This window comes from uncultured Ruegeria sp. (genome assembly GCF_947504215.1).
Classification (GTDB): Bacteria; Pseudomonadota; Alphaproteobacteria; order Rhodobacterales; family Rhodobacteraceae; genus Ruegeria.
The window spans coordinates 253,286-279,823 of sequence record NZ_CANNGO010000004.1; the positions used below are offsets into that span (position 1 = coordinate 253,286).

The 26,538-nt window shown below is 56.4% G+C and carries 23 protein-coding genes and 1 tRNA gene; 11 read left to right on the top strand and 13 right to left on the bottom strand.

Going from position 1 to position 26,538, the window contains the following annotated elements; genetic code table 11:
* Positions 1-9: 9 nt before the first annotated feature.
* Positions 10-321 (bottom strand): hypothetical protein, encoded by a 312-nt coding sequence (locus Q1B21_RS10250; RefSeq protein WP_299889063.1) that lies wholly within the window; start codon positions 319-321, stop codon positions 10-12.
* A gap of 68 nt (positions 322-389) precedes the next feature.
* On the opposite strand from Q1B21_RS10250, the gene Q1B21_RS10255 reads away from it, so the two are divergent.
* Positions 390-1,331 (top strand): YcaO-like family protein, encoded by a 942-nt coding sequence (locus Q1B21_RS10255; protein ID WP_299889065.1) that lies wholly within the window; start codon positions 390-392, stop codon positions 1,329-1,331.
* Between the two features lie 7 nt (positions 1,332-1,338).
* Here the strand turns inward: Q1B21_RS10255 and Q1B21_RS10260 are convergent, their stop codons facing one another.
* Positions 1,339-2,586 carry a hypothetical protein gene (locus Q1B21_RS10260; protein ID WP_299889067.1) on the bottom strand — a complete coding sequence of 416 codons (1,248 nt, stop codon included), beginning with the start codon at positions 2,584-2,586 and terminating at the stop codon, positions 1,339-1,341.
* A gap of 152 nt (positions 2,587-2,738) precedes the next feature.
* Positions 2,739-4,733: a hypothetical protein gene (locus Q1B21_RS10265; protein WP_299889068.1), complete on the bottom strand. Its 1,995-nt coding sequence runs from the start codon at positions 4,731-4,733 to the stop codon at positions 2,739-2,741.
* A gap of 316 nt (positions 4,734-5,049) precedes the next feature.
* On the opposite strand from Q1B21_RS10265, the gene Q1B21_RS10270 reads away from it, so the two are divergent.
* The 9 genes from Q1B21_RS10270 to Q1B21_RS10310 all read left to right on the top strand — a co-directional run bounded on the left by Q1B21_RS10270 (position 5,050) and on the right by Q1B21_RS10310 (position 16,495).
* Entirely contained in the window at positions 5,050-5,748 is a 699-nt protein-coding gene (locus tag Q1B21_RS10270; protein WP_299889070.1) for a hypothetical protein, read from the top strand.
* Entirely contained in the window at positions 5,745-7,049 is a 1,305-nt protein-coding gene (locus tag Q1B21_RS10275; RefSeq protein WP_299889072.1) for a hypothetical protein, read from the top strand. Before Q1B21_RS10270 ends, Q1B21_RS10275 begins: the two co-directional genes overlap by 4 nt.
* A complete protein-coding gene (locus Q1B21_RS10280; protein ID WP_299889074.1) occupies positions 7,039-7,995 on the top strand; it encodes a MoxR family ATPase in 957 nt (318 codons plus the stop codon). The genes Q1B21_RS10275 and Q1B21_RS10280 overlap by 11 nt, the downstream gene beginning before the upstream one ends.
* 68 nt (positions 7,996-8,063) lie before the next feature.
* Positions 8,064-9,275: a DUF58 domain-containing protein gene (locus Q1B21_RS10285; RefSeq protein ID WP_299889076.1), complete on the top strand. Its 1,212-nt coding sequence runs from the start codon at positions 8,064-8,066 to the stop codon at positions 9,273-9,275.
* Positions 9,275-10,270, top strand: coding sequence for a stage II sporulation protein M (locus Q1B21_RS10290; protein WP_299889078.1), 996 nt, complete (start codon positions 9,275-9,277; stop codon positions 10,268-10,270). The genes Q1B21_RS10285 and Q1B21_RS10290 overlap by 1 nt, the downstream gene beginning before the upstream one ends.
* Positions 10,267-11,160 (top strand): RDD family protein, encoded by an 894-nt coding sequence (locus tag Q1B21_RS10295; protein WP_299889081.1) that lies wholly within the window; start codon positions 10,267-10,269, stop codon positions 11,158-11,160. Before Q1B21_RS10290 ends, Q1B21_RS10295 begins: the two co-directional genes overlap by 4 nt.
* 120 nt (positions 11,161-11,280) lie before the next feature.
* Entirely contained in the window at positions 11,281-12,075 is a 795-nt protein-coding gene (locus tag Q1B21_RS10300) for a hypothetical protein (RefSeq protein WP_299889083.1), read from the top strand.
* A 175-nt stretch (positions 12,076-12,250) separates the two neighbouring features.
* A complete protein-coding gene (locus Q1B21_RS10305; RefSeq protein WP_299889085.1) occupies positions 12,251-13,174 on the top strand; it encodes an SMP-30/gluconolactonase/LRE family protein in 924 nt (307 codons plus the stop codon).
* A 135-nt stretch (positions 13,175-13,309) separates the two neighbouring features.
* Positions 13,310-16,495: an AAA family ATPase gene (locus Q1B21_RS10310; protein WP_299889087.1), complete on the top strand. Its 3,186-nt coding sequence runs from the start codon at positions 13,310-13,312 to the stop codon at positions 16,493-16,495.
* A 9-nt stretch (positions 16,496-16,504) separates the two neighbouring features.
* Here Q1B21_RS10310 and Q1B21_RS10315 read toward each other — a convergent pair whose 3' ends face one another.
* The 4 genes from Q1B21_RS10315 to Q1B21_RS10330 all read right to left on the bottom strand — a co-directional run bounded on the left by Q1B21_RS10315 (position 16,505) and on the right by Q1B21_RS10330 (position 20,786).
* Positions 16,505-17,902, bottom strand: coding sequence for a hypothetical protein (locus Q1B21_RS10315; RefSeq protein WP_299889089.1), 1,398 nt, complete (start codon positions 17,900-17,902; stop codon positions 16,505-16,507).
* Positions 17,899-18,615: a hypothetical protein gene (locus Q1B21_RS10320; protein WP_298937763.1), complete on the bottom strand. Its 717-nt coding sequence runs from the start codon at positions 18,613-18,615 to the stop codon at positions 17,899-17,901. Before Q1B21_RS10320 ends, Q1B21_RS10315 begins: the two co-directional genes overlap by 4 nt.
* A gap of 4 nt (positions 18,616-18,619) precedes the next feature.
* Positions 18,620-19,633: a catalase gene (locus tag Q1B21_RS10325; protein ID WP_299889091.1), complete on the bottom strand. Its 1,014-nt coding sequence runs from the start codon at positions 19,631-19,633 to the stop codon at positions 18,620-18,622.
* 103 nt (positions 19,634-19,736) lie between these two features.
* The gene (locus Q1B21_RS10330; protein WP_298937765.1) at positions 19,737-20,786 is read right to left on the bottom strand and encodes a patatin-like phospholipase family protein; all 1,050 of its coding nucleotides are present in this window, start codon (positions 20,784-20,786) and stop codon (positions 19,737-19,739) included.
* Between the two features lie 252 nt (positions 20,787-21,038).
* Here Q1B21_RS10330 and Q1B21_RS10335 point away from each other — a divergent pair.
* Positions 21,039-21,128, top strand: a tRNA-Ser gene (locus Q1B21_RS10335).
* A 193-nt stretch (positions 21,129-21,321) separates the two neighbouring features.
* On the opposite strand, the gene Q1B21_RS10340 is transcribed toward Q1B21_RS10335, so the two are convergent.
* From Q1B21_RS10340 to Q1B21_RS10365, 6 genes are all read right to left on the bottom strand, one after another.
* Positions 21,322-22,077, bottom strand: coding sequence for a VOC family protein (locus Q1B21_RS10340; protein ID WP_299889092.1), 756 nt, complete (start codon positions 22,075-22,077; stop codon positions 21,322-21,324).
* Between the two features lie 91 nt (positions 22,078-22,168).
* The gene (locus Q1B21_RS10345) at positions 22,169-23,071 is read right to left on the bottom strand and encodes an FAD:protein FMN transferase (RefSeq protein ID WP_299889094.1); all 903 of its coding nucleotides are present in this window, start codon (positions 23,069-23,071) and stop codon (positions 22,169-22,171) included.
* Positions 23,068-23,583 (bottom strand): nitrous oxide reductase accessory protein NosL, encoded by a 516-nt coding sequence (locus tag Q1B21_RS10350; RefSeq protein WP_299889096.1) that lies wholly within the window; start codon positions 23,581-23,583, stop codon positions 23,068-23,070. The genes Q1B21_RS10345 and Q1B21_RS10350 overlap by 4 nt, the downstream gene beginning before the upstream one ends.
* Complete coding sequence (locus Q1B21_RS10355) at positions 23,580-24,401, bottom strand: ABC transporter permease subunit (RefSeq protein WP_299889098.1); 822 nt, start codon at positions 24,399-24,401, stop codon at positions 23,580-23,582. The genes Q1B21_RS10350 and Q1B21_RS10355 overlap by 4 nt, the downstream gene beginning before the upstream one ends.
* Positions 24,398-25,291, bottom strand: a complete 894-nt coding sequence (locus tag Q1B21_RS10360) for an ABC transporter ATP-binding protein (protein ID WP_299889100.1) — start codon at positions 25,289-25,291, stop codon at positions 24,398-24,400. The genes Q1B21_RS10355 and Q1B21_RS10360 overlap by 4 nt, the downstream gene beginning before the upstream one ends.
* On the bottom strand, positions 25,281-26,537 hold the full coding sequence (locus Q1B21_RS10365; RefSeq protein ID WP_299889102.1) for a nitrous oxide reductase family maturation protein NosD: 1,257 nt from the start codon (positions 26,535-26,537) through the stop codon (positions 25,281-25,283). The genes Q1B21_RS10360 and Q1B21_RS10365 overlap by 11 nt, the downstream gene beginning before the upstream one ends.
* Between the last annotated feature and the right edge of the window lies 1 nt (position 26,538).

The window sequence follows — 26,538 nt, forward strand, 5'->3', positions numbered from 1 at the left end:
ACATCGTGTTCAGGAACTGCAACCGTAAACGACGATGCCCCCCATCGCCTCGTATGCGAGGTCACAGCACCAGGACTCATAGTCCGGCTTATCCTCAGTGACCTTGTCGCTCAGATCAGGAATAATGATGTTGATACGGTCTTTCGAGTCGTAAACAAAAGTGACTTCTTTCTGCTCGCGCTCCACGATCATTTCTCGGATTTTTTCTTCTGATTTTTCTTCATCGCCGCGCTCACCCAGCGCCCGGGCGCGTGCAGCTCGAAGAACCTCGCAACCTATGTCTTTTAATGAAAAATCCGGATTGAGTGTCAATCGAGCCATTTCGAAATCCCTTCCCTTAGAACCACAATCATCTGTATATCTCCTTGTGTTGGTATCTGGAAATGAAAATGACTGACTCGCTGATTGAACGGGCCGAGACGGCAAGGCTCATTTCCAAACCATCCTTTGCCGAATTTCCTGACGGCGCGCCGATCCATACGGCTTTCCGTCTGATTAAGCTGCGACCGGGAACTCTGCCGCCGGAAGGCGCGATGGAGCATCGCGTGTCTTTCGGCACAGCACGCACCGCCAGGGACGCGGCGCGGCTGGCAGGATTTGAGGCCATTGAACGCTATGCGTTGCAATTCAGTTCCGACGCGCCTGACGCTGGCGAAAGCCTGATTGCATCGGACGGGGAAACCTACACCGTGCCAACTCAGTCGTTGGCGCTGGGCGCACCGGGCACCAATGGGACGATCACATCCAAGGGGGCGGCGGCTGGTCCGACGCACGAAGCGGCGGCCCTGCGCGCAGTTCTTGAATGCCTGGAACACGCACTTGATCCGCTGGGCTACACCTTCGCTTTGCCCAGTTTGTCCTTGCCCCAGGACCTGATTGAATGGCTGGGCACCTACCTGCGTGAGCTGCACATCCATCTGGCAGAGGTCCCGGGCATTGGCATGTTGTTTCGCGCGGTCTGCGCTGATCCGGATGGCGGCCGACCCACTTATGGGACCGCATTCGCCGCCGATTTGGAAAGCGGTATTTGGCGTGCCACGTCTGAGGCCGTTGTGTCGTGGCGCAACATGGTCACTCTGGACCACACGGGCGTCACGCAACAGGGGATGGATGCTGAACAAAAACGGCTGTTTCAACTGTACCGCGGCGCGCGCGCAGATCGGCCCATTGCCCCACAAGCGGAATTTGATCCAAACGAGTGGGCGACGCCGGACCCTACTTTGGGCGAAGCTCTGACTGCGGCGGCGAAGGCTTTGGGGCGCCCCGTTGCTGTGTTTGATATGACCGCGCCAGAGGTTCCATTGCCGGTGGTCAAAGCTGTACCGGTCTAGGCACATTCTAGTTGTTTCGCTGCTTTAAGGCTTTCTCGTTTCTACGAGACGCGTTTTCGCACTGATCCGCGAATTCTGAGATTTGCCTGCATCGCTGGGTTCCAGGCAATCCACAAACAATCCCATCCGGTTCAGCGGCAGGTATCTCGGACAGTTCTACTTTGGTGATCGGGCGCGACGTAGCAGCGGTTTTCACCAGCGGCCCGACCTCGATCAAGCTTGCAAGACTGTATCCTGAAACCGGGTGCGTCGTAACGCCAGTACCCAAATAAACCTCGTCCAGGAACCTTGGGTCGTCGTCGGATGGTCCAAATTCCAGACGCATTGGCATCCCCTCGACTCCACGCGAAAACCGAACCCATTCGTTGGGGGCATTTTTTTCATCATGCAAAAGATCGGATGACTGGAAGGATCGGATGTACATTCCCAGTGGATCGGCAAAAGCCATCGCCCGGCCTTTTGGGGGTACTGATCCTTCGACCAAAGCCAAATCATATGCGCCTTTTGCGACGTTTGACAGTGCGCTGCGACAGAACAGATCCTGCCTGTTTGCGTGGGTAAATATCTCGTCAAGTCTTGCCCGACGACTTTGACCCTCTTGCAATACCAGATACGGGAAAGACCCAAAATGCATCACTGAGGTCAGATCGCTCAAACTGTTCGTGCCCGAGGACATAAACAAAACACTTTCAACATTAATTGGATGCTCAGGCGGCTGAGCGCGCCCGGCACCAACCAACCGTCGATGAAAACAGGCCATACGTGCAGATATGTCCAGCGCCTTCCAGTCTTCGCCCGTTACGCCAAACAGCTCTTGCGCGCTATAGGCGCACCGCGTGATCGAAGCGACGACATGCAGGAAATGCTCCAGATCATGCACCGCCATGGTCATCCACCACTCCATCAGCTCGGTGGTGGCAACAAAACGTTTCGGGCGCATTCTGCCGGTGAGATCCGGGCGCATAACCAGTGCATATTCGAGGTATTCATTGTGCAACTCGACCCGACTGGACCAACCCAAATCCGATACGCGTTCTGCCAATTCGGCGCCCAAACAATCCAATGGCTCGCGTGGGCTGCCCGACCACTTGAACTCATCAGAAGTCTGTGTGTCTTCGATATCGCGCGGGTCCAACACCAAAAACGGGCTAACGTCATGATCATTAAACAGGGTCTGGACCCGCGCATTCCAGGCCGCCAGGGCAGCTTCATTTACACCCTGATCAGCTAGGCCTGGAGATTGAAAGACAGGCATCTCGATATTCCGTTTGATTTCAGAAAGGCACGACCGCAGGTTCGCGGACGTGGTCCAAACGCGCCCAGGAGCCCTCGGCGCGGAAATGGCGCGGGGTAAATTCACGACACCCATCCGAACCTACTTGAGAAGGTGATGACCTCTGGCATTGATCACCACCCTGCCTGCTCGGGCAGATGGCGAGTCCACCACAATTCGGGCGTGCTATTCTGGACATGGATTTCGCTGTCGTGTTCGTCACTACCTATGATGCTGAGCCGATCACCATCAAAAGTCTCGATCGAGACTTTTGAATTTTCGCTTTGCATGGCCAAGTGCTCTGCCAGCATACCGACTGCAATCCGTTCACCCATGCGAACGCTTTCGAAATAGTCGCTGTAGTAATGCACACCCGCCATACTGCGCCCGATCGCAATATTGGCGGCCAGCTTGTTCAGCTCACCATTCAGTGTGAGGTTGTCTAAGGCATCTTCAGGTCGCTTTGTCGGCACAAGCGACTTGCCGCCAGATTCGGGCACATAGACAGCATATGCACCTGCATCGGCCAACGTCAGACGGGTTCCATCCGAGCTATGCGTTCGGAAAAAGGCCTTGAGCACCGTTACGCAAGCCCCGGCAACTGTTGCGTGGGCTGCACCATAAGACGGATGCATGGGCGATCCCTCGGGATAAGCAATAGGCAACAGAAGATTGCGATCGTTCGGAGGAAGTCCGTTTTGCGAATTCACGTTGTGTGAAAAACGCGGTTCAGACGGCGCTTTGGCGATGGCGTTCATCAAGTTGAACCCCCGACTAGCTGCACCCTCAAGCTTGCTCAGATGTGCTTTAGCCAGCGGCTGGGATCGTCCAAGGGCCGCACCATGACCATTCGCCACAAGACTTGCGATGCTGCCAAGCTTTTCCGGGCGCGCCCTGTTGTGCACCTGGAATGTCTGGTTTTTGACGGCCCGCAGGGCCCGGGTCGCTGTCTCGGCTAGCAGTGTCAGGGTACGCGGCCCCGCCCAGGTCACGGCATCACGACGACAATCAGTTCCCGAGGTAGACAAACCCTCATCTACGGTTGCACCCCAGCTGAGCAAAAGCAGACATGCGTTCAGGTAGGCCTGGCAGGTGGTCTCGGAATGAACATAGCACGCGAGGTCTCGAGGCGTTTCGATAAGCTTTAGACCCTCGGCATCAATAGCTTGCTCGGCTGTTGTGTCTGCACCGTTCTGCACATCCAACCATTCCGCCCAGTCGCGCATGTAGTCCACGCCGGCCGTTTGTGGATCGATCCGCTGATCGATCCGAAGCGCACCAAACGGAGACAGACCGCTTCGTGGCAGAACTGGCGACATATCGGGCTGATCAGATAGCTGCTGTGCGGATGTCACTTTACAGTCAGCCAACCGCTCCTGACCTTGCAGCAAAAACTGTGAGACGTACGGCCCTTGGGCACAACCCTGGCTTGATCCACGGAACAGACTTTGCGTCGTCAGAGCGCCACCATCCCGAACACGCCGTGCCTCAGACACTTTGCTGAGACGTTCACCGTCGGCATCCTTTGGGCTGGCGTCACTCTGGAACCAAGCCATTTGCCCAAGCGCCGACACCACTTTATCCGCACCCTGAGCGCCTTCGCGGATCGCCTCAAAAGGGACGTCCCGCAAATACGCCATCGCATAAAGCTCGGCCATTTCAGCGGCCAGTTCATCCGAGCCGAGACGAGGCGCTGGCGCGATACCCAATGCACCAGCGTCAGGCCCTGTGAACCCAAACGGATGGCCCGAAATCGGGCTTTCCCACGCGCGCCACCGGAAGTCAGCGCACCCTGTGGTCGGCTTGGTGCGAAAAGGCCCGGAATAAGCTGGCATGTCAAATAGAGCCACCCGGTTTCCAGCGTTGTCCGTATAGGTCGGATCAGCGACTTCCTCGAGAAACTCGGAATAGGCCTGCGCATCAACGACACCGTACGCATCATGGGGCAAGCCCTTCGAGAAACTCGTGGGCCAGGAGCCTGCAAATGTATTAGCCTCGCCGTTATGCGCGGCCACGGCCGCCGAGGCATTGTTCAGCAAAGGCGCCACGCGGCGCTGACTGCTATTTGCCGCGGGATTGAATTCGTCCGGCTTAGGCCATGGCTGAGTAGGGGCGGTGGGTCGCGGCATGATGTCCTCCTGATCGACGTCGAACAGGTGCCATCGTTGCGTTACCAGAACGTGACTGCAGGTTGTGATGGCATCTAACATACTAATTTTGTTAAATTTAATTTAACCTTGAGACCAGCGGCTGAGTTTTAGGTCACAGAATCAGCTAGGCACGTTCAGGCATGGCAGTGGTTCGATCAGTCAGCCGTCAAAAAGTCGCCACAAGTAGTTGAAAAGATGTCCGTGAAAAGAGCTGCACAGTGGGCTTCAGACAATCACTGAGTAACCCAAACTGAGGTTGTTGCGTGCAAAACGAGAGTGGACTATCGATACGACGATGAAGTTTCTTTGGGTCCCGATTGTCTCCTGTTTCGTGTGCGTCTTGTCACCTGCCAACGCACAGGAAGCTGCGCTTTCGGGGGTCGATATCAGTGGATCTGGGCAAGAGTACCTAAAGGCCGTCCGTTACCGCGGAATTGACACGGAGGTCGTCTATTTCGATCCCGCGCGCCCTGCCCCACCACTGGACACACGGTTTACGCCGGAAACCGAACGACGCCAGTCAGTGACATTGGACAACCGTTGGGTGGTGGGTGGTGTTTCGGCAATCGTTCTGATTTTTCTGGTTCTGTTTGTCTATTTCGGCGCCGGTGGAACCACTGTGGCTTTCGGGTCATCCTCGGAAAACGCGCGGCGCAAAGGCGGGCACAAGCCCACCGGCGAACAGCTGGGTAGTGAGGAAACACCTGATTTGGAGGCGATCCTGCGCATAGAAAAACGCGATCACGCAGTTGCCGCGCTGGCGCAGCTTGCGCTTGGTAAATGTCTGACCGCCAATGAGGTGTTGTTCAAACGCAGCTGGACGCATCGTGAGGCGCTGCGCAGCCTGCCACAAAACCTTTGGTACATTGCAGACCTGCGCGCGCTTGTTCTTGAGAGCGAACGGGTGAATTTCGGCCACCGTTCGATCAGCGAAGTCGATTTCCGCAGCCTGCTGGATCGCATTCGACCGATCCTGCGCGAGGTCCGCGCGTGACAGAAGCCACCGGATTTGAACCCACAGGCCGGGTCAGAATGGATTGGATTATCGTCGGCGTGGTGGTCGCGCTCTGCGTTGGAATCTTCCTGTATTTCACGGCGGGACGGCAATACGCCTTGCGCGACTCGGCAAGCGGGTTCGACGGGTTGGAATACTGGCTCAAGGATCAAAACCACGCGGCACAGAGCTTTGCCGGAGGGTGGCCACTGAATCGCAATACGGTCGGGTTGTTGATCCAGCCGGTGTATGATGCCCATCCAGACACGGAACGCAGCGCAGCCAAGACTAAAGATGAGCTGTTGCTGCAATCGGATGAGTTCGACCAACAGGTCGATGTCATCCGTGAAAAGGCACTGTCTGTTCCCAGCCTTGTGATCCTGCCGAAATGGCGCAGCGGAATGCGGCTGACCGGACTTGCGCACCCCTTTCTGGTCGTGCGCGGCGCAAATACCCAAGAAGTGCTCCATCAAATCGTCGGGTCCGAGGTCGGACCGCTGTCCTTTGCCCGAACTCCGTTTTCAGAGTTTTCGCTTGCTTCAGATCGGAGCCTCGTCGCGCGCATCTATGCCGCTCAGACGTTCGAGGGGCGTGGCTGCGAACCTGTGTTAGGCCGTGAGGGAGCTATGCTGCTTGGGGCCTGCCCTCTGTCGGGCACCGGAGAAAAAGTACACGTTCTGTCCGACCCCGATTTACTGAACAATCACGGGCTGGTCCTTGGGGACAACGCCAGGATCGCTGCGCAGCTTTTGCCTGAGATCGCACGTGAACATCGGATCATCATCGACTACAGCGACAAGAACTGGCTGACGGAACCCGAGCAGGTGATCGAGCGTGAGCGCACCTGGGAGGACTTGAAACGCCTGTTTGAGCCCCCTTTTGTGGTTCTGTGGTTTGGCGCAGGTCTCCTTGTGGCGCTGGCAATTTGGCGCGGCGGCATTCGCAGTGGGCCAATTGCCGATCCTCAATCCGGGTTGGGCACGGGAAAGCGAACGGCCAACAGGGTGCGTGCACGGCTGATGCGGTTGACCGATCAGGACGGCGCCTTGTTGTCCGATTTTATTGACACCAGACTACGCGCCCGGGCAGCGAAGGTGTTTGGCACAACGCACAACACAAGGGGTTCACCGGAACAGGCCTATCTGAAATTCGTTCACGCCAGACGGCCTGAACTGGCCTCTCGTCTGGATGACCTGATCCAGGCAATCCGGGCATTGCCGCCACATATCAGTGCCTATGACGCCATAGAATATGTAGACCAATTTGAATTGATACTGGAGCAACTTGCCGATGACGCTTGATGAATTGTTTGCCCATGCCGAGGCCCTGAGGGCGGAGATCGGCAAAGTTGTCCAAGGCCAGCAAGAGGCGGTTGACCTGCTGCTGACGGCACTTTTCGCCCGTGGTCACGTCCTGCTCGAAGGTCCGCCGGGCACCGCCAAAACCCTGCTCGCCCGCAGCTTTGCCGGCGCGCTGAACCTCGAATTCGGGCGCATCCAGTTCACGCCGGATCTGATGCCCGGGGATGTTCTGGGCACATCTATCTACAACTTTCAGACCAGCGAATTTGTACTGACCAAAGGACCTGTCTTCAGCCAGATCCTTCTGGCGGATGAAATCAACCGGGCGCCGCCAAAAACGCAGGCAGCGCTGCTGCAAGCGATGAACGAACGTATGGTGACAATCGACGGAACCGATCACTCGCTGGGTGCAGAATTCATCGTCGTTGCCACCCAGAACCCGATCGAGCAGCAAGGCACTTACCCACTGCCTGAGGCCCAACTTGACCGGTTTCTGTTCAAGGTGAACCTGACCTTCCCACCGGAAGACGTCGAATTTTCGATCCTGCGCCAGCACGCGGCCGAGCCGTTGGATTTCCTAAGCGCGACCCAAACCGTGAACCCCCTGCTGGACGGAGAAATGATGGCAGAGGCACGAAAGCTGATTGATGGTATCGTCTTGGATGACGATATTCTGGCCTATATCCTGCGCTTAGTACGGGCGACCCGGGAAAGCGCGGACATTGCCTTTGGCGCCTCTACACGTGCTGCGGATGCCATTGCGGGTGCAGCGCGCGCCACCGCCGCCCTCAACGGGCGCGATTTCGCAATCCCGGATGACGTCAAGAACCTGATCATCCATGCCCTGCAGCATCGTATTGTACTTAGCCCCTCGGCCGAAATCGAGGGGCGCGGGGCGCGTCAGGTGCTGGAAAACATCCTCAACCAGATCGAGGCGCCCCGCTGATCCGCCCCTCACGCATATTGCTGATTGCGGCCTGTGTGGCGCTTGGCCTTAGCCTGCTTGCGGTCGTAATGGGGGATGCAACGCGCACCATTGCAGGATTGCCGTGGGTCGTTCTTTGCTTGCTGGCGATTTGCGATCTTTTGTTGTCCTGGCCGCGCCGCCGGTCGGTCACCGTTGAGCCTTTGGGGGATGTCTTTGTCGGGGAAGACAGTCAGATCGAGATAAACATAACCCCCATGGCCCCCGGTATGCGCGGGCAACTGGACTGGCCCGAAGGGTTGCAAGGCCCAGAGAATATCGATCTGTCCGTTCAGCGCTCGCAAATCCGCTTTCGCGCGATACGGCGTGGGACATGGAGGCTTTCCAATCTGTGGCTGACATGGGCGTCGCGGCTTAGGTTGTTCGAATTTGTTCCAAAAATCGCCTTTGGTCTTGAAGTCACGGTCGTTCCCAACATTCGCCAAATCCAATCGGGCGGGATTTCCACGACGGTTCAGTCCAGATTGTTCGGCGTAAAGGAAAACCGCGCCATCGGTGAGGGTACAGAGTTTCACCAGTTGCGCGATTTTGTTCCCGGCATGGATGCCGGTTCGATCGATTGGAAGCGGTCCGCCCGGCATCGCTCGCTGGTCGCAAAAGAGGTTCGGGCCGAGCGCAATCACCACGTGATCATCGCGCTGGACAACGGATATCAGATGCGTGAGGAAATCGCGGGGCTGCCCAAGATTGACCATGCCATCACCGCCGCCCTGGCAACCGCATGGGCCGCGACCATCGGCGGAGATCTGGTTGGCCTTTATGCCTACGATGCCAAGCCCCGTCTGTTTCTTCCTCCCGAACCCGGACGCACAGCCTTTACCCGCCTGCGCAGTCGAACCGCCGAACTGAGCTATGAAAGCGTCGAGACCAATCACACCCTGGCCATGACCGAATTGAACGGACGCACCCCCAAACGCAGCCTGATCATCGTATTTTCCGATTTCGTCGACACCACATCGGCCGAGTTGATGGTGGAAAATGTCCGCGTTCTGGCAAAACGGCACCTGATCGTTTTCGTCACACTACGCGACCCCATCCTTGAAACGCAGGTTAACGCAGCACCTCAGGACATGAACGACGTGGCTGAAACCGTGTCCACCGGGCAGCTGCTGCAGGAACGCCGACTTGTGCTGGAACGGCTACACCAGATCGGGGTTACCGTTATTGACGCGGAACCGGATAATGTCTCCGCCCGGCTGATTTCAACCTATCTGGAAATCAAAGCGCGAGAAATGATCTGATGTCCGACACCGATCTGATCCGCTCTGCCCGGTTTCGTCAGGAACGTGAAGACGACTGGCGAAAGCTGTCGGATCTGGTTGACAAGGCCGAAAGTCAGGGCCTGCATCGCATGAGCTTTCAGGAAGCACGCGATCTTGCGGATCTATACCGGCAGGCGACCACTTCTCTCTCGATCGCGCGTGAGATTTCGCTGGACCGGGGATTGCTCGAATATCTCGAGGCGCTGACCAGCCGCGCCTATCTGAGTGTCTATGCCCCGCAGCAGCGACTTGGCGGGATCATCCGAAAGTTTCTGACGGCGGGCGGACCGCAGGCGATGCGCGCATCCTGGCGCGTTGTCGCGTTGGGCTTTCTTTGCATGGCAGCCGGGGCAATCGCCGGGTATTTTTTCTACTTTGACAACCCCGAATGGTTCTACGTTTTCATGCCGACTGAACTGTCCGGCGGGCGCGGTCCGGATGCAAGCACCGAATACTTACGGGCACAAATCTACGGTGAAGACGCAAGCACAGGTCTTGGTGCCTTTGCCACCTATTTGTTTTCGCATAACACGCGCATTGCGATCTTTGTATTTGGCCTGGGCGCATTCTTATGCGCGCCGACGATATTTCTGACCTTTTACAACGGTCTGATCTTGGGGGTGTTTTACGCTCTGCACATTGATCGCGGGTTGGGCTGGGATATGTTTGGCTGGCTCTCCATACACGGCGTAACCGAGCTGTCAGCGATTTGCATCGCCAGTGCCGGAGGTTTGCAGCTTGGACTTGCTGTGCTCTTTCCCGGACAACGGACACGTCGCGCCGCGTTGCGTGCGGCGGGCCACACTGCGGTCAAGCTGGCATTGATCGCCGCCTTGATGCTGGTGGTCGCGGCCCTGCTGGAAGGGTTCGGGCGCCAGTTTGTGCAGGATCGCTCGACGCGCATTGCCATCGGCTGGGGCATCGGTGGGCTGTGGTCGATTTGGTTTGTTCTGGGCGGGAGAAAGCGATCATGAGCCAGGCAGCCCTGGATCGTCTTTTACCACCTGAAGGTGTGCCCCTGTATTTCCGGATCGGCGGCATCGGCGTTCGGCTTGCAGCCCAGTTCACGGATTTGCTGATCACAGGCGCAGGCGCCGTTGCCATCTTTCTTCTCGTTTTGGCATTGAATCTTGCCACGCCAACAACAGCGATCGCCGTCGCAAGCATGTTGTTTTTCTTCATCCGCATCCCCTACTACGCGGCGTCAGAATTGCTTTGGAACGGCCAGACAGTGGGAAAGCGGCTGATGAAGATCAAAGTCGTTTCTGCCGATGGCCAAACCCTGACCACTCAGTCTTTGGTCGTGCGCAATCTGATGAAAGAGGCCGAGATCTTTCTGCCCGGCACCCTGGTGCTGACCCTGAGTACCGAAGCACTTGTGCCTTCGATCCTGTCTCTGATCTGGGTGCTGGGCGTTCTGGCCGTGCCGTTGTTCAACCGGCGTCGGCAGCGTCTGGGCGACATTATTGCGGGAACCTATGTGATTCACCTGCCGAAACCGTTTCTGCTGCCGGACATGTCCAAGACCATGCGCCCGCCATCAGTTGCACAACCTTCGTTTCAATTCCTCACGCATCAGTTGGAGCATTACGGCGCGTTCGAGCTGCAAACTTTGGAAGGAGTCCTGCGCAGTTCAAATCGCGCCAAGGGACCAGACGCCTACAAGCGCCACAAAGAAACGTTGGCCGCAATCGTCGTGCAGGTGCGACGCAAGATCGACTACGCCGAGCCGGTCCGCCCCGAGGATCAACAAGCCTTTCTCGAAGCTTTCTACAAGGCCCAGCGCGCGTTCCTGGAACAACGCCAACTGTTCGGAGACAAACGTCAGGATAAACATCACGCTGCATCGCCTGATCAGGAATAAGACGCCATGTTGCAATTTTACCTAAGGAAGAAGTCGGCCGTACTTTTTCTGCTTGCAGGTGATACCTCCAAGGCGGCTTTATCGGTCTCAGAAAAGCAATTGTTAGTTTAGGGTGTTAAAATGACAGATACTGTTAACCCCGGAACGCATGTTCCATTTGGCGTCGGCACTGTTGTCAGCGATACGTTTTCGATCTTCTTCAAAAAAATCCATATCGTCATTTTGTTGGGATTCATCCCGGCACTTATCGATGTCATACTGAATACCTATTCGCTGGATACGTCATTCGAGACCGTACCAGGCAGCAGTTTTGACTGGGGCGGATTCGCTGTGACAATAATCGCGGTCGGATTGATCTCGTTGGTCGCTGCCGCCGTGACGACGGCAATGGTCATCCAGTTGGCTTACGACACGAAGCTGGCACGATCGGCGCGCATCGGACAGTACTTTTCGGCCGCGCTCAGCAACTTGCCTGCAATCGCCATCCTTTCGATCGTCACGGCTTTCATTATTTTGGGGGGAACGCTCTTTGTTATCATTCCCGGGCTTTGGTTGTACGCTGTTTTTTCGGTTGTCGTCCCCGCTATTGTGATTGAGGGCGCCGGATTTGGCGCATTGCGGCGCAGCGCAAGTCTGACCAAAGACTACAGGTGGCCTATTGCCGGAACACTGGTTCTCGTTTTCCTGTGCGTCATGCTGGTGTCTTTTGTTCTTGGATTTCTGCTTGCATTGGTGGGCGGAAATCCCGTTCAGGGTGCCTTGTCACCAACGCCTGGTCCTTGGTTGTTCTTCGAAGCCGCGCTCAACGCGATTGCTTATGGTTGGACGAGTGTCGCGATTGCGCTGATCTTTGCTCGCCTAAAAGAGATCAAGGAAGGCGTCAGCGTTTCCGATCTTGCGGACGTTTTTAAGTAGCTTCTTTTGAAATACAAACCCACGGCAGGTGATCCTGCCGTGGGTTTTCGTATATTTGCGCTTACCAAATCAAAACCAAACTTGACCTTTTAGCCCTTTGGGTTGGAAGGTGACGTGTTTTCATAATCGTAGCCGGACAGGCTACCTGACATTCAACGGCCATGGGAGAGATGATATGACATTGGAATTGGTTGAGCTGTGTAGCGGTTTAGGATTCCCCGAAGGCCCGGTGGCCATGAACGACGGATCAGTTTTGTTCGTGGACATCAAAGAAGAAACGCTTGCGCGCCTGGGAACAGACGGGAAGGTCAGCGTCATTGCCGAAATTCCGGGTGGCCCAAATGGGGTCGCCATCGGACCGGATGGCGCCGCCTATGTCTGCAACAATGGTGGCGTTTACAGCTTTGTACCTTTTGGCCCTGATCAGATCACCGTCCCAGCGCCGATACGCCCGAACTATAAGGGCGGTTCTGTGCATAGGGTTGATCTTGGCACAGGAGAGGTCAAGCAACTGTTCGACTCGTATGAAGGCAAGCGCCTGATCGCTCCGGATGATATTGTTTTCGACAGCGCCGGTGGGTTCTGGTTCACCGATACAGGGATCGAGGATGAGGAATCGACGCGATATGGCGGGCTGTACTACGCAACAATCGACGGAAAGACCCTGATCAAAGCGGCAACGATACCAATGCCGAACGGTGTCGGGCTGTCACCTGATGGCAAGACTGTCTATGTCTCAGACACTGTCTACGGCAGGCTCTGGGCCATGAAGATCACTGGTCCCGGTCAGGTAGAGCCGGGTCCGATCCACGGCATGCCCGGAAATGTGGTGCAAACACTGCCCGGATATCAATGGCTGGACAGTCTCAAGGTCGAAGAATGCGGTCGCGTCTGCGTCGGAACGATCTTCAACGGCGGCATCACAGTCTTTAGCCCAGATGGCACAACCGAACATGTCGCGATCCCGGATCTGTTCACGACAAACTTGTGTTTTGGCGGCGATGATATGCGCGACCTGTGGATCACCGCCTCGAGCACTGGAAAAATCTATAAAACCAGATGGCAACGCCCCGGTTTGAAACTTGAGTATACAGCCTGACCCGTTTTCGGCCGCGCATTTTGGGTGTGGCACCAAAATGCGTGACAAAATAGATGGCATTTGACTTAACCTTTGCGTCAATATGACAGCTAGCGCTAGCGAGGAACGGCGCAGTGTTGTAAACCATTGGCCGATATGGGGGACATTTCGGGGATATCAGCTAAGGCAACTGCAGACTTGGGGCAAAAGCGCCAGGTCTCTGTGCTGTTTGCCGATATGGTCGGGTACACGGCAATCATAGCTGAACTGGGCGAAGAGCAGTCTCTGGAATTTGTTCGTCTCACCTACGAGAAACTTGTCGGCGCGGTCGAAGAACATGGCGGCACGGTCCGTGACTTTGCCGGAGACAGCATCATGGCGCTGTTCGGTATTCCTGATGCATTGGAAGACCCCGCTTTACGTGCCTGCCGTGCGGCAGTGTCGATCAACGCCTCATTTGCAGCCGCCGCTGATGATATTGAGGCCCGCTTTGGCGTCCGACCCGTAATGCGCGTGGGCATCAGTTCAGGCAATGTGCTTATGGCTGCGGTCCAAGGAGATGGCAGCCCGGCCACGGCCGTCGGTAGCACAGTCAATCTTGCCTCCAGGATCGAAAACCTTGCAACTCCGGGCCATCCCCTGATTTGCGACACAACGCGCAGTTTGGTCGAATGGGTGACAGATCTGAGTTTTTTTGGCGAGCATCAGGTCAAGGGCCTGACCAAGCCCCAAAAGCTCTGGCAGCTGCAATCTATCCATCAGGATGCGACACGGTTTGACGCATCTGTCGCGAAAGGTCTGAGCGGTTATGTGGGGCGAGAGCCCGAGCTAAATGGCATGTCTCATGCGCTGGCCCGGGCACGCCGCGCCCTTTCTGTCATAGATCTGGTCGCGGAACCAGGGTTGGGGAAAACGCGCCTTGTTTTTGAGTTTCTGCAGCAACTACGACGCGAAGACGCGCTGATCTTGACCGGATATTGTTTTGCCGATGGTCAGCAAACTCCGTATCTTCCCATCCTCGAAATCCTTCGAAACACATTTAAGATCCGGGATCGCGACGACCCCATCAGAGTTGCGCAAAAGGTTGAATCCGGCCTGAAAACCTGGGGCGTTTACTCTCACGAGAACCAGGCCTTGGTGCTCAATCTCTTTGGGCTTACTCCGCCGCCAGGGGTGCTGGATGGGCTTGACGGCGTTCTAATCGGCTTGCGCACGCGAGAACTGCTGCCGGTTCTGCTCAAGGCCAGATGTGCCAAGCAAAAAGTCATCCTGCTGTTCGAAGACAGTCACTGGATCGACAGCGCATCAGAAGAGGTGCTGCGCAATCTGATCGAAGTTGAGACGCTGTCAAACCTGCTCATCATTCAGACCCGACGCCCCGAGTACACGCCAGATTGGGTGGGCTGGCCCGGTGTCACAACCGTCGAATTGAAGCCGCTGGGCGTTGAGGACTTTGCCCAGCTAGCGCGGGCGCGGCTGGGTGTCGACACGTTGCCGGACGGTTTGGCCCTGCAGCTGACCGAACGCGCTGGGGGAAACCCCCTGTTTGGCGAAGAAATCCTGAGTTTCTTGCTGGATCAGGGCGCATTGCAGGTTGAAAACAATGAGGCTGTTCTAGACACACAATTGATGGAAACCGGTCTGCCAGACAGTATGCGCAGCCTGCTGACCGCCAGAATGGAACGCCTGCAACCAGAAGACCATGACCTGTTGCAAGCTGCCGCCGTTATCGGGCGCAGATTTGATCCCGGATTGTTGTCTCAACTGGTCGAGAACACCGAGGAAACCGGGACAACCCTGCAGCGGTTACAGTCCGAGGATGTGATTTACCGCGAGGCGAATTCATCAGACTACGTTTTCAAACACGTGTTGTTGCGGGATTCCGTGTATCAAAGCCTTGTGTCTTCACGCCGGTCCGAATTGCATCTGGCGATCGCCGATGCGCTGGCATCGCGCAACGCAAATCGTCTTCACGAAACAGCGGAAACTCTGGCCTATCACTACGGGCAAACAGATCGAACGGATCAGGCGTTTCGATACAGCGCCATGGCCGGTGACAAGAGCTTGGGTGTCTATTCGCTGGACGAAGCGAACAGGTACTTTGTGTCAGCGCTCAACTTGTTCCAAAATGACCCAAGCTGCGCGTCGAAAGAACAGTTTACCGAGTTTCTGGCCAGTTTCGCGCTGTGTGCGAATATTTCCCTGCGCGTGAAATCGATCATCGATCTCGCCGAAACAGTTCGACCGATCCTTGCGCAAGTCGGAGATACACCGCATCACGCATTGTTCCTGCACCACTACGTGTCCTGCCTAGTCTGCAACGGCAAATACCGCGAGGCGCACTTTATCCAGCAGGAACTGACGGGCATGGCCGAACGTCTGGGCGATCCGGCTTCCCGAGCATATGCGATGGTGAACGAGCTGTCGGTTTCGATCTATTTCTCACCCATTGAAAACGAGCTTTTTGATGCCAAAAAACGCATCATTGAACGCGAGCTTCAAAGAATAGACGACGCCTATATTCAGAACTTCTTCCTTGCGACCGTCGGCTGGAACGAGCTGACCCGCGGACGTGTTGCACGTGCGCATGCGACCTCGGACCGGATGATCGAGCTGGGCAAAGCCAAAAACGATCCGCGATCCTTGGGTTACGGGACCGCAATGAAAGCCTTGATTGCCATGGTCACGGATGACTATGAACTGGCACTGGCCATGGCAGAGGAGGCACGCGCGGCGTCGCAGGTCGAATTCGAACTGGCAATTGCCGAAGCTGCCAGAATTGGCGCCATGGTGCCACTTGAGAAACCGGACGCAATTGAAGCTGTGCAACGCCACATTCGCAGTTGCGATGCAAAAGGTTGGAGCCTGTTCACTGTGGGCCCCGCAACGATGTTGGGTGTTGCCTATGCCCTGAATGGTCAAGTCGCTGACGGCCTGCGTCAGATTGAAAACGCCATCCAGAAACGCACTGATGAAGGGACTAAGGTTGCTGCCGATTGGGCTCGCCTTTTCCTGTGTGAGATGTACTTAGCAATTCTTACAGGTGAAGGCGGCGGCTCACCTGGCGTTCTCCTTAGGAACTTCAGATCCATCATGCGTGTCATGTTGTTCGGCAAAAAAGAACTGATCGCGATGATTGATGAGGTACGGCGCAATCCGCAATTTGACGACCAGGGGCATTATGTTGCCCGCTGCGATATGATTATGGGATTGCTCTACAAGGCAAACAAAAAGAGATTGCCGGCCATCGAACACCTGACCAAAGCCCGCGTCGTCGTGGAAACAGCGGGTCAGACACCGATGCTGACCCGGATCGACAAGGCGCTGGCCGAACTAAAGTGACGTTTTGGCTCAGTCCGTCAGTTCCGACAAATATTTGATCGCAGCTATGCTCGGCAGGAAGGTGTAGGCTCCTCCGCGCGCGTAGATTAGACGCGGGAACCCGTAGATGCGGATCGTATCTCCGTCGGGTAAAGTCATATCGAACCAGCTGGTTTCAGGTGTATTTGCCCCCAATAAAGGATCATTCGCGCCGGTGATATTCGGATCCTGAAGGCCCAAATTGATCCAGTCACACATCACTGCTTCGAACTGCGCCGCGATATTGGCCCCGATGAAACTACCCAGCAGACCGCGTTCTGCATTGTCAGGGTTTTTGGGGTCGAAATCGGGCCCGTAAGACATACCACGTCGGATCAACCGACGCGTATAATTTGCAATACGTTGCACGATTGGACCGCCACGTGGATTGGCACGGCGCAGATGTGCCCCGGCCGGACAACGTGACGCGTGCGTATAGTCAAAATTGGTCGGCGAGACTTCGGTTTCGGGGAATTGTGCATCCGGCGACAGCTCGTACGGAACACCGTTGCGCCATCGCCCGCACATCTGTGCGGCGACCACTTCGCGCAAGGCACCAAACATGTCTAGGCCTTCCCCAATGCGGCCCAGATTGTCCGGGTCCGCCAGCAGATGTTTCTTGGGATGGTCCATTAGGGTTGTGGCCCCCTGATCCAGATAGTTTTCGAAGGCCACCACATCCTGTTCCAGCACCCGAAACGCGTTGAATGAGCCGTTAAAGCCCAGCTCGTGCGGTGTAGGCACACGGTACAAAACGCCTTCCTGCCGGGTTGGATACCCCAACAGCGCTGTACCCAGAGGGTCCATGGGCTCATCCACATCAGCCATTTCCGGATCAATGACGCGCTTGAAACGAGGCTGTGAAATTCCGTCGACATACCCAAAGAAAACCCGGCCTTCGGGAAGGTTTCGACCATTACGTACACCAAGGACGGTAAAGGCTTTCGCCACCTCTGCTTCGACTTGATCAAGATGCTCGGAAACGTCCGAGTGAATGGATGCAATCAGATGCACGCGGTCTGGTTGGTCAAAAGGCGCGGGCCAATTCTCGGGGGCGCTGTCGCCGAAATCTCCGATCTTGATCGCACGCTTGGTCATGCCATGCTTGAATTCGGTCGGGAACGTGTTCAGGTGCCGGGAAGATGTTCCCAGAGCGCGCAGGCCTTCATACGTGATGCCAATGTTGAAACAGTAAGGCGGCCTTACCTCCCAAGTTACATCACGTGTGATCTTGGGTGAGTCTGCGGTGCCATCATCAACAGCCGCCGCCAGAAAACGGCGCGCCGCGCCTTTGTCTTTTACTTCAAGGATCAGATGGCGCACCAGATTACGACGATAACCGCGCAGGATGTTGCCCTGAATATCAGAGAGTTTAAAATGCGTATTCACCAGCCCTGTCCAAATTTCTGGCGCACTTGCGCGGCCGAGACCCCGGGATAAGCGCGATAGCCGCCGCCCAACGAAAGGTTACGATTTGCATGCAATTGCAAAACGAACTCGCGCGGCAATGACGCCAACATATGCGGCGGTTCGTTCGGCGTTTGACCTTTGGCCGCATCCTGCAGACCAAACAAATCGGTCGGAAAATCAGGCGCCTGAAAGAGGTCGTGTTCCTGCACCCAGTCAATGAACTCCTCGACATTGTGTTCGGTGGGGATCAGATGCTCAGCACCATCCACCAGTGAAATTACATCGTTGAACACGCTTCCAATCGTGGTGATGAAATCCCGGATGTAATTGCTGAAATCGCCGTCATAAACGGATATCATGCAGATATTGTTGTCGATTAGAAGAAACCGCGCAAAGTGGACGGTGCCAACATTGTCCAGCCCGGCAAAAATCTCATCAACGTTCTCGGCAATGGCCAGAGTCGCATGGGCACGCCCGGCAGGCGACGGATCTTTTAGCGGCATTATCAGGTTCATCATGCGCTGTACGTTCTGGCTTGGCTGCGGAGAGGGTCTTGGACCGCCTGGTAGTTTCGGCTTGGGATCCCGCCAGGCCCAATAGGGCACAACCACATAGCGCGACAGGAACTTGAACCATCCCCTTTCCGGCAAGCTGTTGACGTAGCGATTGAACCAAGTGTTCTGGCGTGTCATCGGTTTACCTCTGCGAGAATGGGCAAGGTGTTCCGCTGCGCCAGGCGCTGGAGACCTTGTAGGCGTCAACGCGCACTTTCAACACTGGATCGTCCGACATCTCGATCCCGTCGGTCAGCAATCCCGGATTAAAACTGAGCTTTTCCGAGTGTTCGATCTGATCCTCTGGCACTGCGTTCAGCGTCAATGTTCCCATCATGATCCGTTTGCGATGTGGTGGCCATGGCCGGGCGGAATTGTTGAAATCGTCACCCACCTCCCCGATGGTCATCATCAGCGAAAAGCGCGCCGTTTCCGCGCTCAGCCGGTCTTTGAGTTCTTGCTGAAGGAAGTCATCCACTGGTGGTAAATTGGGGTTTGTCTCGAGAACACCCGCTATCGGCTGCCAGGCAAACCGCACCCAGCGACGGGTTTTGTTCGGGTCTGTAATAATGAATGTATGTACTGCGTGATACGCTGCACGCACGTAACTGACCGGAGCCCCGATCGCAGCGGCCTGAACCACACCCAACTGCGCATGCGCGTTTTGATCAGCGAACTCAATGGCCCCTTCATCTGGGCTGATCGTTTCACCCGGATAGGGATCACGTTTTGGCAATATCAGGTGCAAGTAGTTGAAGATCTTCTGCCACGGGGTCTCACCTTTGTACGGCTTGGGCTTAGCTCTTTTGGCAAAAGCTAGAAAATCCTCAGGCGTTGGCGAAAAGAACTCGGGCAAAGTCATTGCGATCAGATCTGTATCGCTTTTGTCCGACAGATGAAAACGAACGGCCATGCCACGCACATCGGACCAGCCGTCACGTACCGTCGCCGCGCCTGATCCATTCGAAAAGCGCACAATGACATCTGTTTTCTTTTCGCGAAAATGTTCGGCAATACAAAAGTTTTGCGCGATCGGAGATGGCTTGAAATACCCCGTGGCGCTTATTCCAATCGTGTGAACCGGTCGCAGTGCTGTATCGCCATCAGGACGATGCAGCACTTCCACCAATTTTTCGGCAATGCCGGAATCCCCCATGCCCCAACTCTCAATCTGATAATTCTTTAATATCTATCAACTAATTCTTAACGACTGCTCTCAAAAACGCAACAGAGAGGTTGTTTTGGGGAAACTCGGATAGTTACCATCTGTTCAGCAGCTTGACTGCTTTGTCCCAATGATGGGTCTGCTTGCTGGCCTGAAAAGCTATATCCATCATGTCATACGAGGCAGGTTTGTGTGTGGCCAGGCCGACAACTTTGGGCAATGGTGGGTTCAGACGTACCAGCCGGTCTTTCAGTACAAGATTTGCCATCCAGTACTGGTTCTCTGCGGATGTCGTCAGTAGCAATTCAATCAACGCACCCTTGGTCGCACCCGACGTAATACCGAACCATTTGAGCAACCCCCAATCATTTGGGTCCTTGATCATTTCTTCCGAAATATCTGTCGGTTGCTGACCGGTCCCGATGGACAAAGCCTCAATGTCTTCCAGCCCGTCTGCGTGATTTGCTGCAATCGCCACATTGATGCCATTCATCACCGGATTATTGGCAAATGTGCCCCCGTCCGCGAAGTAACCATAGTCGACACCATCCGCAGTGATCAGATGAGGCGGAAAGTAGGTTGGCGCGGCTGAACTCGCCATCGCCACATCCAACAGTTTGACGGCGCTCATATCGAGCCAGTGCTCGTGACTCAGATCCTGATTGGTCACTGTGAATGGCGACCAGCCAACCTTGTCATCCCGATGCAGGCACACAGTATTGACCGCCAGAACGATCTCGGGATCCAGTGTCTCCAGCGTTCGGTGCCCGACAAGGCTCTCTCCGATTTCTGCAAGACCTGTCGAGTTGTACTGTGCCGCCGTGATCCCTGGGCCTCCGCCCAATTTGAATTTTCTCAGAACGTCGTCGAATGCCTTGTCCAGAAAGGTCCGTTCGTTTTCACGGAAAAGCTTGTCGGCATCATCGCGGTAGTGCGCCGCCAGTTTGCCGACCAGTGCAGACATGTCCTTGCCCTGTGACCGACCATCCGCCAGAGCAACCGCAATCATGCCACCCGTAGACGTCCCGGCGAACCCATCCGCCTTATCCAGAAAACGCGTTTCTTCATGCAGGCTCTGCAGAATCAAACACGTCAAGTACCCTCTAATCCCGCCCCCATCGCAGGAAACCAGCCTGAATGCCATCCGACATGCCCCATATCACGTCCACCAATTTGACCCTGCCCCAACCCACCCTTCAGGTGAAAGCGAGTGATGGACCAAACTGACTGCTACGACTCATTTACTGGCAACTATCATGAAGAAAACGAAACGCCACGCAAGAATACTTGAACTCGACCGTTGCCTGAACGACACCGCTAAAGCATCGCAGAAAAATGCACGCGCCGGAAAAATCGACCTTGTATCTCGGTTACATGCACGGATATACCCTTCGGCGGAGACGTGGCCGAGTGGTCGAAGGCGCTCCCCTGCTAAGGGAGTAGGCCCGGAAGGGTCTCGAGGGTTCGAATCCCTTCGTCTCCGCCACTAAACTAACCCTATTGCGGGCATTCTTCCAGAAAATATGTACATATTTCAGGTGCGTAAGGTTCCTTTACCAGCACGTGCCTGCGTTTCTAATATGGATGCGGAGTTACAAAGAGAGTATTGAAATGTGCCCGATGTCACATCGTAGCCCATTCATTGAGAAAAACGTGCGGATCAGAATTGAAATTCCGTCTTACCGAGTCATGAGCACAGAGAGTGTTCCGTTTGAATCCACGACCATGGGCTGACGCCTGTCTTCTAGTTGTTCGTCTTTCGGATTGACAACCGACCCGTTCATCTTCGGGACCTGTCGCAGCGCTTCGGTTTGATTGGGCACCCTGATGCCAGGAACCCATGATGGGATGGTACCCTCTTGGAGAGCGCCCGCGAGAACAAATCCGATTTCGATTCCCGCACTGAGAATTGGCCAAGGCCCTTTGCATGTGTGATCCAAAGGCGCAGCTCTCCAACCAAAGAGGTCGCTGTAGAATTCTGTGGGAAACTCATCTTTCAGCGCCAAATAGAATTCAGCACCGAACTGCATTGCTGGCGCAGGGTATTGGTGGCTGGACCGGGTAATGCCGATATATGCGCCATTTGGATCGCGTAGCAAACAGTTACGACCGACTCCGTTGACTTCAAACGGTGCCTTGGTGACGGTGCCGTCCAACTCCAGCGCCCTTTCAGCTGTCGCGTCGACGTCATCAACCTCAACATACGGCATCCATCCGAAATGCTCCGAGTCATTCAACTCGACAAATCCAGCACCTGCCTCGCCCTCCGAATGGGCCAGAATGTAATCCCCCTGCCCGCCACCCCACGCGAACTCCATGGCGTGCTCTGTCACGTAGCTCCAGCCCGCAATCCTTTCATAGAAAGATTTTGACTGAGCGGCATTCCTGGTGAACAGGTCATGCCAAACAAATCGGCCTATCTTATCTGAAACCATCTTTTCGACTCCGAGGTGTACGCACTGCCTAGCGTGTAGAGACGGCGCCTGCGTTGACTTGGGTCAATGAGCAAGACGGGCGGGTTGGTCATCAGACAAACATCTCCAGCACGGCCCCGGAGAATGCCGCAATGACAGCTTTCACCCTGCGTTTTGGAAGTGCGCACAAGGCCGTAGATAGGCCATCGGCTAAGGCCGCATTGGTCGCAGAGACGGACACGGTATGCATCGCAACTTCGTCGCCTTTTGGATTGAGGATATGACCTTGCTGATCCGCAAGCATCATGCTGTTGGGATCCGAGGTTGCGACGGCTCTGTCCTGAAGTGAGATGGTCTTTTGAACTTTGCCTTCGGGCCCAGCCAAACCGACGCGCCAGTCTTGCCCGTCTGCGCGCCACCCATGGGCCGCGATCTCTCCCATGTTCACCAGAACATCACGTAAGCCATACGACGCCAGCAGCACGCTGATACGATCGGTTATGGCGCCTTGCGCTATACCGTTCAAAGTCAGTGCCGACTGACCAGGTTGTGGCAGACGGATCTGATCTGTCTGAACAGACACGCGGTTCCAGCCAACTGTATCTCGGGCCGCAGTCACTTGGTCCGAGTGTGCTCTGGTTGCCAATGCGACCCAGAGGGGTTGAATTGTGGGATCAAAAACGCCGCCTGTGGCCTCGAACAAGGCTGTGCACAGACCAAGTACATCTAACAGTTCCGGCGCTGGGGCGATCAAATGCCCATACCGGTTCAAACGGCACAGTTCCGAGTCGGGCCGATACAGGCTGAAGATGTTTTCCAGACGGATCACTTCGGCCTCGACCGCCGCAAAGATTGGCGCGGCTTGGGTCTCCGTCAACCCAACCAACCGTAGACTGGCCGGTGCGCCCAAGGCAGTGCCTCGCCAACGGGCGATTGATGCCGGCATGGCGCTTGTGGGAACGGCAGCGCAAGCCGCAGACATGAACAGGAAACGGCGGCGGGACAAATAGGTCATGCTGGTGTCTCCAACTGCAGATCCAGATCCACCGGTCCCAGAACTTCGGTACTGGGAATGCCAGACAGAGGCAGCGCGGAGCCGCCAAACCGTTCGATGAACGCTGAAGCATCTGCCGGATCGGCAAACGGCACAACCTCACGGGCGCCCATGCCACCCGCAACGTCGGCTCCAACGACAAATGTCGCTCCATCGGCCATGATCCAATTTGAAATCCCCGGTTGCCGCCAGCTGGGCGCGATACCCATGTCACTGACATAAACGGCGGTGATCTCGGCGTCCCGTTCGGGGCTTTTGAGATACGCCACCATGTCACGCACCTGCGCAAAAAACAGCGGGGTCGGGTATCCCTTCAGGTGGATCTGGCCCTTAGGTCCGCCATGTTCGGCGATATTCATCTGGCAGAAATAACTTAGTGCATCCGGGGTCAGGTCGACAGCGTTCGGGGCCTCGGCGACCTCTTCCTTGCAGGCAGCCAATGCGACGAGCGCTATCAGGGCAAGGTATCTCATGGCTCAACCCTCCGAAATGCGAAGCGGGCAAGGGCAAAGCCGATCACTGGCCAGATCAGCAGCGAGGTGGGCGCCGCCCAGACCGGCAGCGCCTGTGCGGCACCGGTCATACCCGAAGCCATCGCGACGCCTTCGGTTGCGGCGATGTTCCATAGTCGGAAAGCGTCGGCCGGGTTGGCCACCATCACCCATGGAAAGACGGATTGGGTGAAGGTGCCGCCCTCATCCATGACGACGGCTCCCAACAGCCCAAGATCATAGAGGACGACAAAAACCAGCCAGAGCCCGGCCGACAAGCCTGCTGCCGCAGTGGCCCCCTTTGCCAGGGCGGACAACAGGTATCCCAACGCCAGGAACACGGCGCCCAACAGGATTGATGTGAGGATCAGGCGGACCAGCGCCATCAGGCTTTCCGGCCCAGCGCCTCCGAACCAAGCCGCGACGGCTCCTGCGGCGCCAAAGCCGATGAACATGGCAAAGGCCAACGCCGCAAGATGCGCGGTGAACTTACCCAGCAGAATCTCTCCGCGCCCTGCCGGATATGACAGCAGCAGCGACAGGCTGCCGCGATCGACATCCCCGGCGATGGCATCAAAGGCGATCATCAGCGCCAGCAACGGTGCAAGATAAACCGACAGCGTGGTCATCGACGCGACCGAAACGGTCAACATGTCGACGCCCAACGTGCCGGTTGGCGCGCTGCCTGCAAAGGTCAGCGCCAGCGCGAACAGCACCATGATAAGCGTAGCGACCAGCAGCCAGCGATTGCGCCGCAGGATCAGCATTTCAGTACGGGTGATGGCAAGGAAACGGGTCATTGCATCTCCTCCTGTGCATAGTGGCGATAAAGGTCCTCCAGCTTGGGCGGAGTCATTTCCACATCCGCAACCGCATCGCCCATCCCAGCGATACGGCGCAGAGCCTCCATCTTGTCATCTGGGGAACACAGCAGCTCGACCGAGACACCGTTGATCCGTTTGCCGCCCAGTTCGGCGGCAAGCGCATCTGGGTTGGTGCTGGCACGCACTTGCAGGCGGATTGGCAATCCGGCCAGTGCTGACAGGTTGCTCAAAGTGTCGTCGGCGACCATCCGGCCCTTGCGCATGATGGCGATGCGATCAGTTCGAGCCTCGACCTCTGTCAGGGCATGAGAGGCGATCAGGACCGCGGTCCCGTGCGCTGCCAACTCGTCGATGATAGCGTAGAGGTCCTGCCGTGAGATCGGGTCCAGCCCGCTCGTCGGCTCATCCAAAAGTGCTACCTTTGGCTTGCCCAAAAGGACCTGCGCCAGACCCAGACGCTGCCGCATTCCTTTGGAATAGGTGCCGATGCGGCGATCCAGCGCGTCGCTAAGACCTACCCGGTCCAGCAGGGCCGGAACATCGGCCTTTTCACCGGACAGCTTCGCAAACAGGGTCAACTGCTCCCGCCCGGTCAGGGCGGGATGGAACGAGACTGCCTCGGGCAGATAGGCCGTTTCCCGGCGCGCTTGCGCGCTGCCGGGGGTGGCGTCCCCGATCCGAATGGCTCCGCCATGGATCGGCGTCAGTCCAAGGATGGATTTGATCAGCGTCGACTTGCCCGCGCCGTTATGGCCCAGCAGCGCAACGCGCTGGCCAGGGGCAAGAGACAGGGTGATATCGTCCAGAACGCGGGTCTTTCCGCGGTCCTTGAAAACCTGGTCGATTGACAGGGCCTTATCCGTCATGAGGCACCTTTTTCATAGCTGGGGGTTCAGGGGCTTGCATCAGTGGGTTGCTGTCCATCACGCCCCCCGGCAACAACGCCGGGAAGGCCGATTGCGACCAGCGCACCAGCTGCACGGCAGGCGAGCCGAGCAACAGTTTGGCTGCGGGTTGGGTCCACAACACATGGTCCATCGAGTCATTGGGGCGATAGGGGGCATCGGCGATGCCGTTGCCATCCACGTCGTATGCGGCGAAATCGGACCAGTAGTTGCCGCGCCCGTCTTCGGACCATTCGACCCATTTGGTCGAGACGTATTTTACCTGTGTCCGGTTGCCGATGAACGCATTGCCGACAATGCGGTTGCGTTCGCTGCCAGCGGTAAAGTGGATGCCGATGCCACATCCCTGGAACCAATTGCCGGTAAATTCGTTCTTGTTGGAGTTATAGAGGAAAGTGCATTTCTCCTTGGCTCCTTTCACCACGTTGCCGGTTATGACGCTCTTGTTGGCGTAGTTCAGCATCACGCCATGTTCGCGGTCACCGATTGAGACATTGTCGACCACTTTCACATTGGTCGAAAACATCACCGCATAGCCCAGATCGTTGCCGATTGAGACATTGTCGCTGACCACAGAATTGTCGGCATACATGTAATGCACGGCAAATCGCAGATCGCGGAACAGATTGCCGGTAAAGGTGTTTTTCTCGGACGAGTTCACAAAGATCCCGTCGCGCCCGTACCGGATGTCATTGCCTTCGACTACTGCGCCCGGTGCATTCCAGACATAAACGCCGTTGCCGCGGTCATTCATCCGCCGGTCTTGGCGACCTTCGATCCGATTGCCACGCACGATGCTGTCCTTGGCCCCGTGAATATCGATGCCATAGAGGTTGCCCAGCAGCACGTTATCCTCGATCACCGGCGCAGTGGCCGTCTTGGTCAATTGGATGCCGCTGTCGATCCCGTCATGGCTTGAGCCTGAGCCGATCACGGTCAGCCCGCGCACGGTCACGCCCGGCCCGGTCACTGTTATGACGCTGCCGTTTCCTTGTCCGTCAATGGTGGCCTGTCCCAGCCCGTCGATGGTGACGGGCCGGTCCAGAACCAGTGTTTCGGTGTAGACACCGGGGCTCAGGCGGAGGGTGTCCCCATCCGCCGCCTGAGCCAGTATTTCATTGATGGCCCCTGCCCGGTTGGGCACATCCCAATCCGCCGCCCAAAGGGGCGAGCCGAGCAGGAGCGGTATAAGCAGGGACCAACGCATG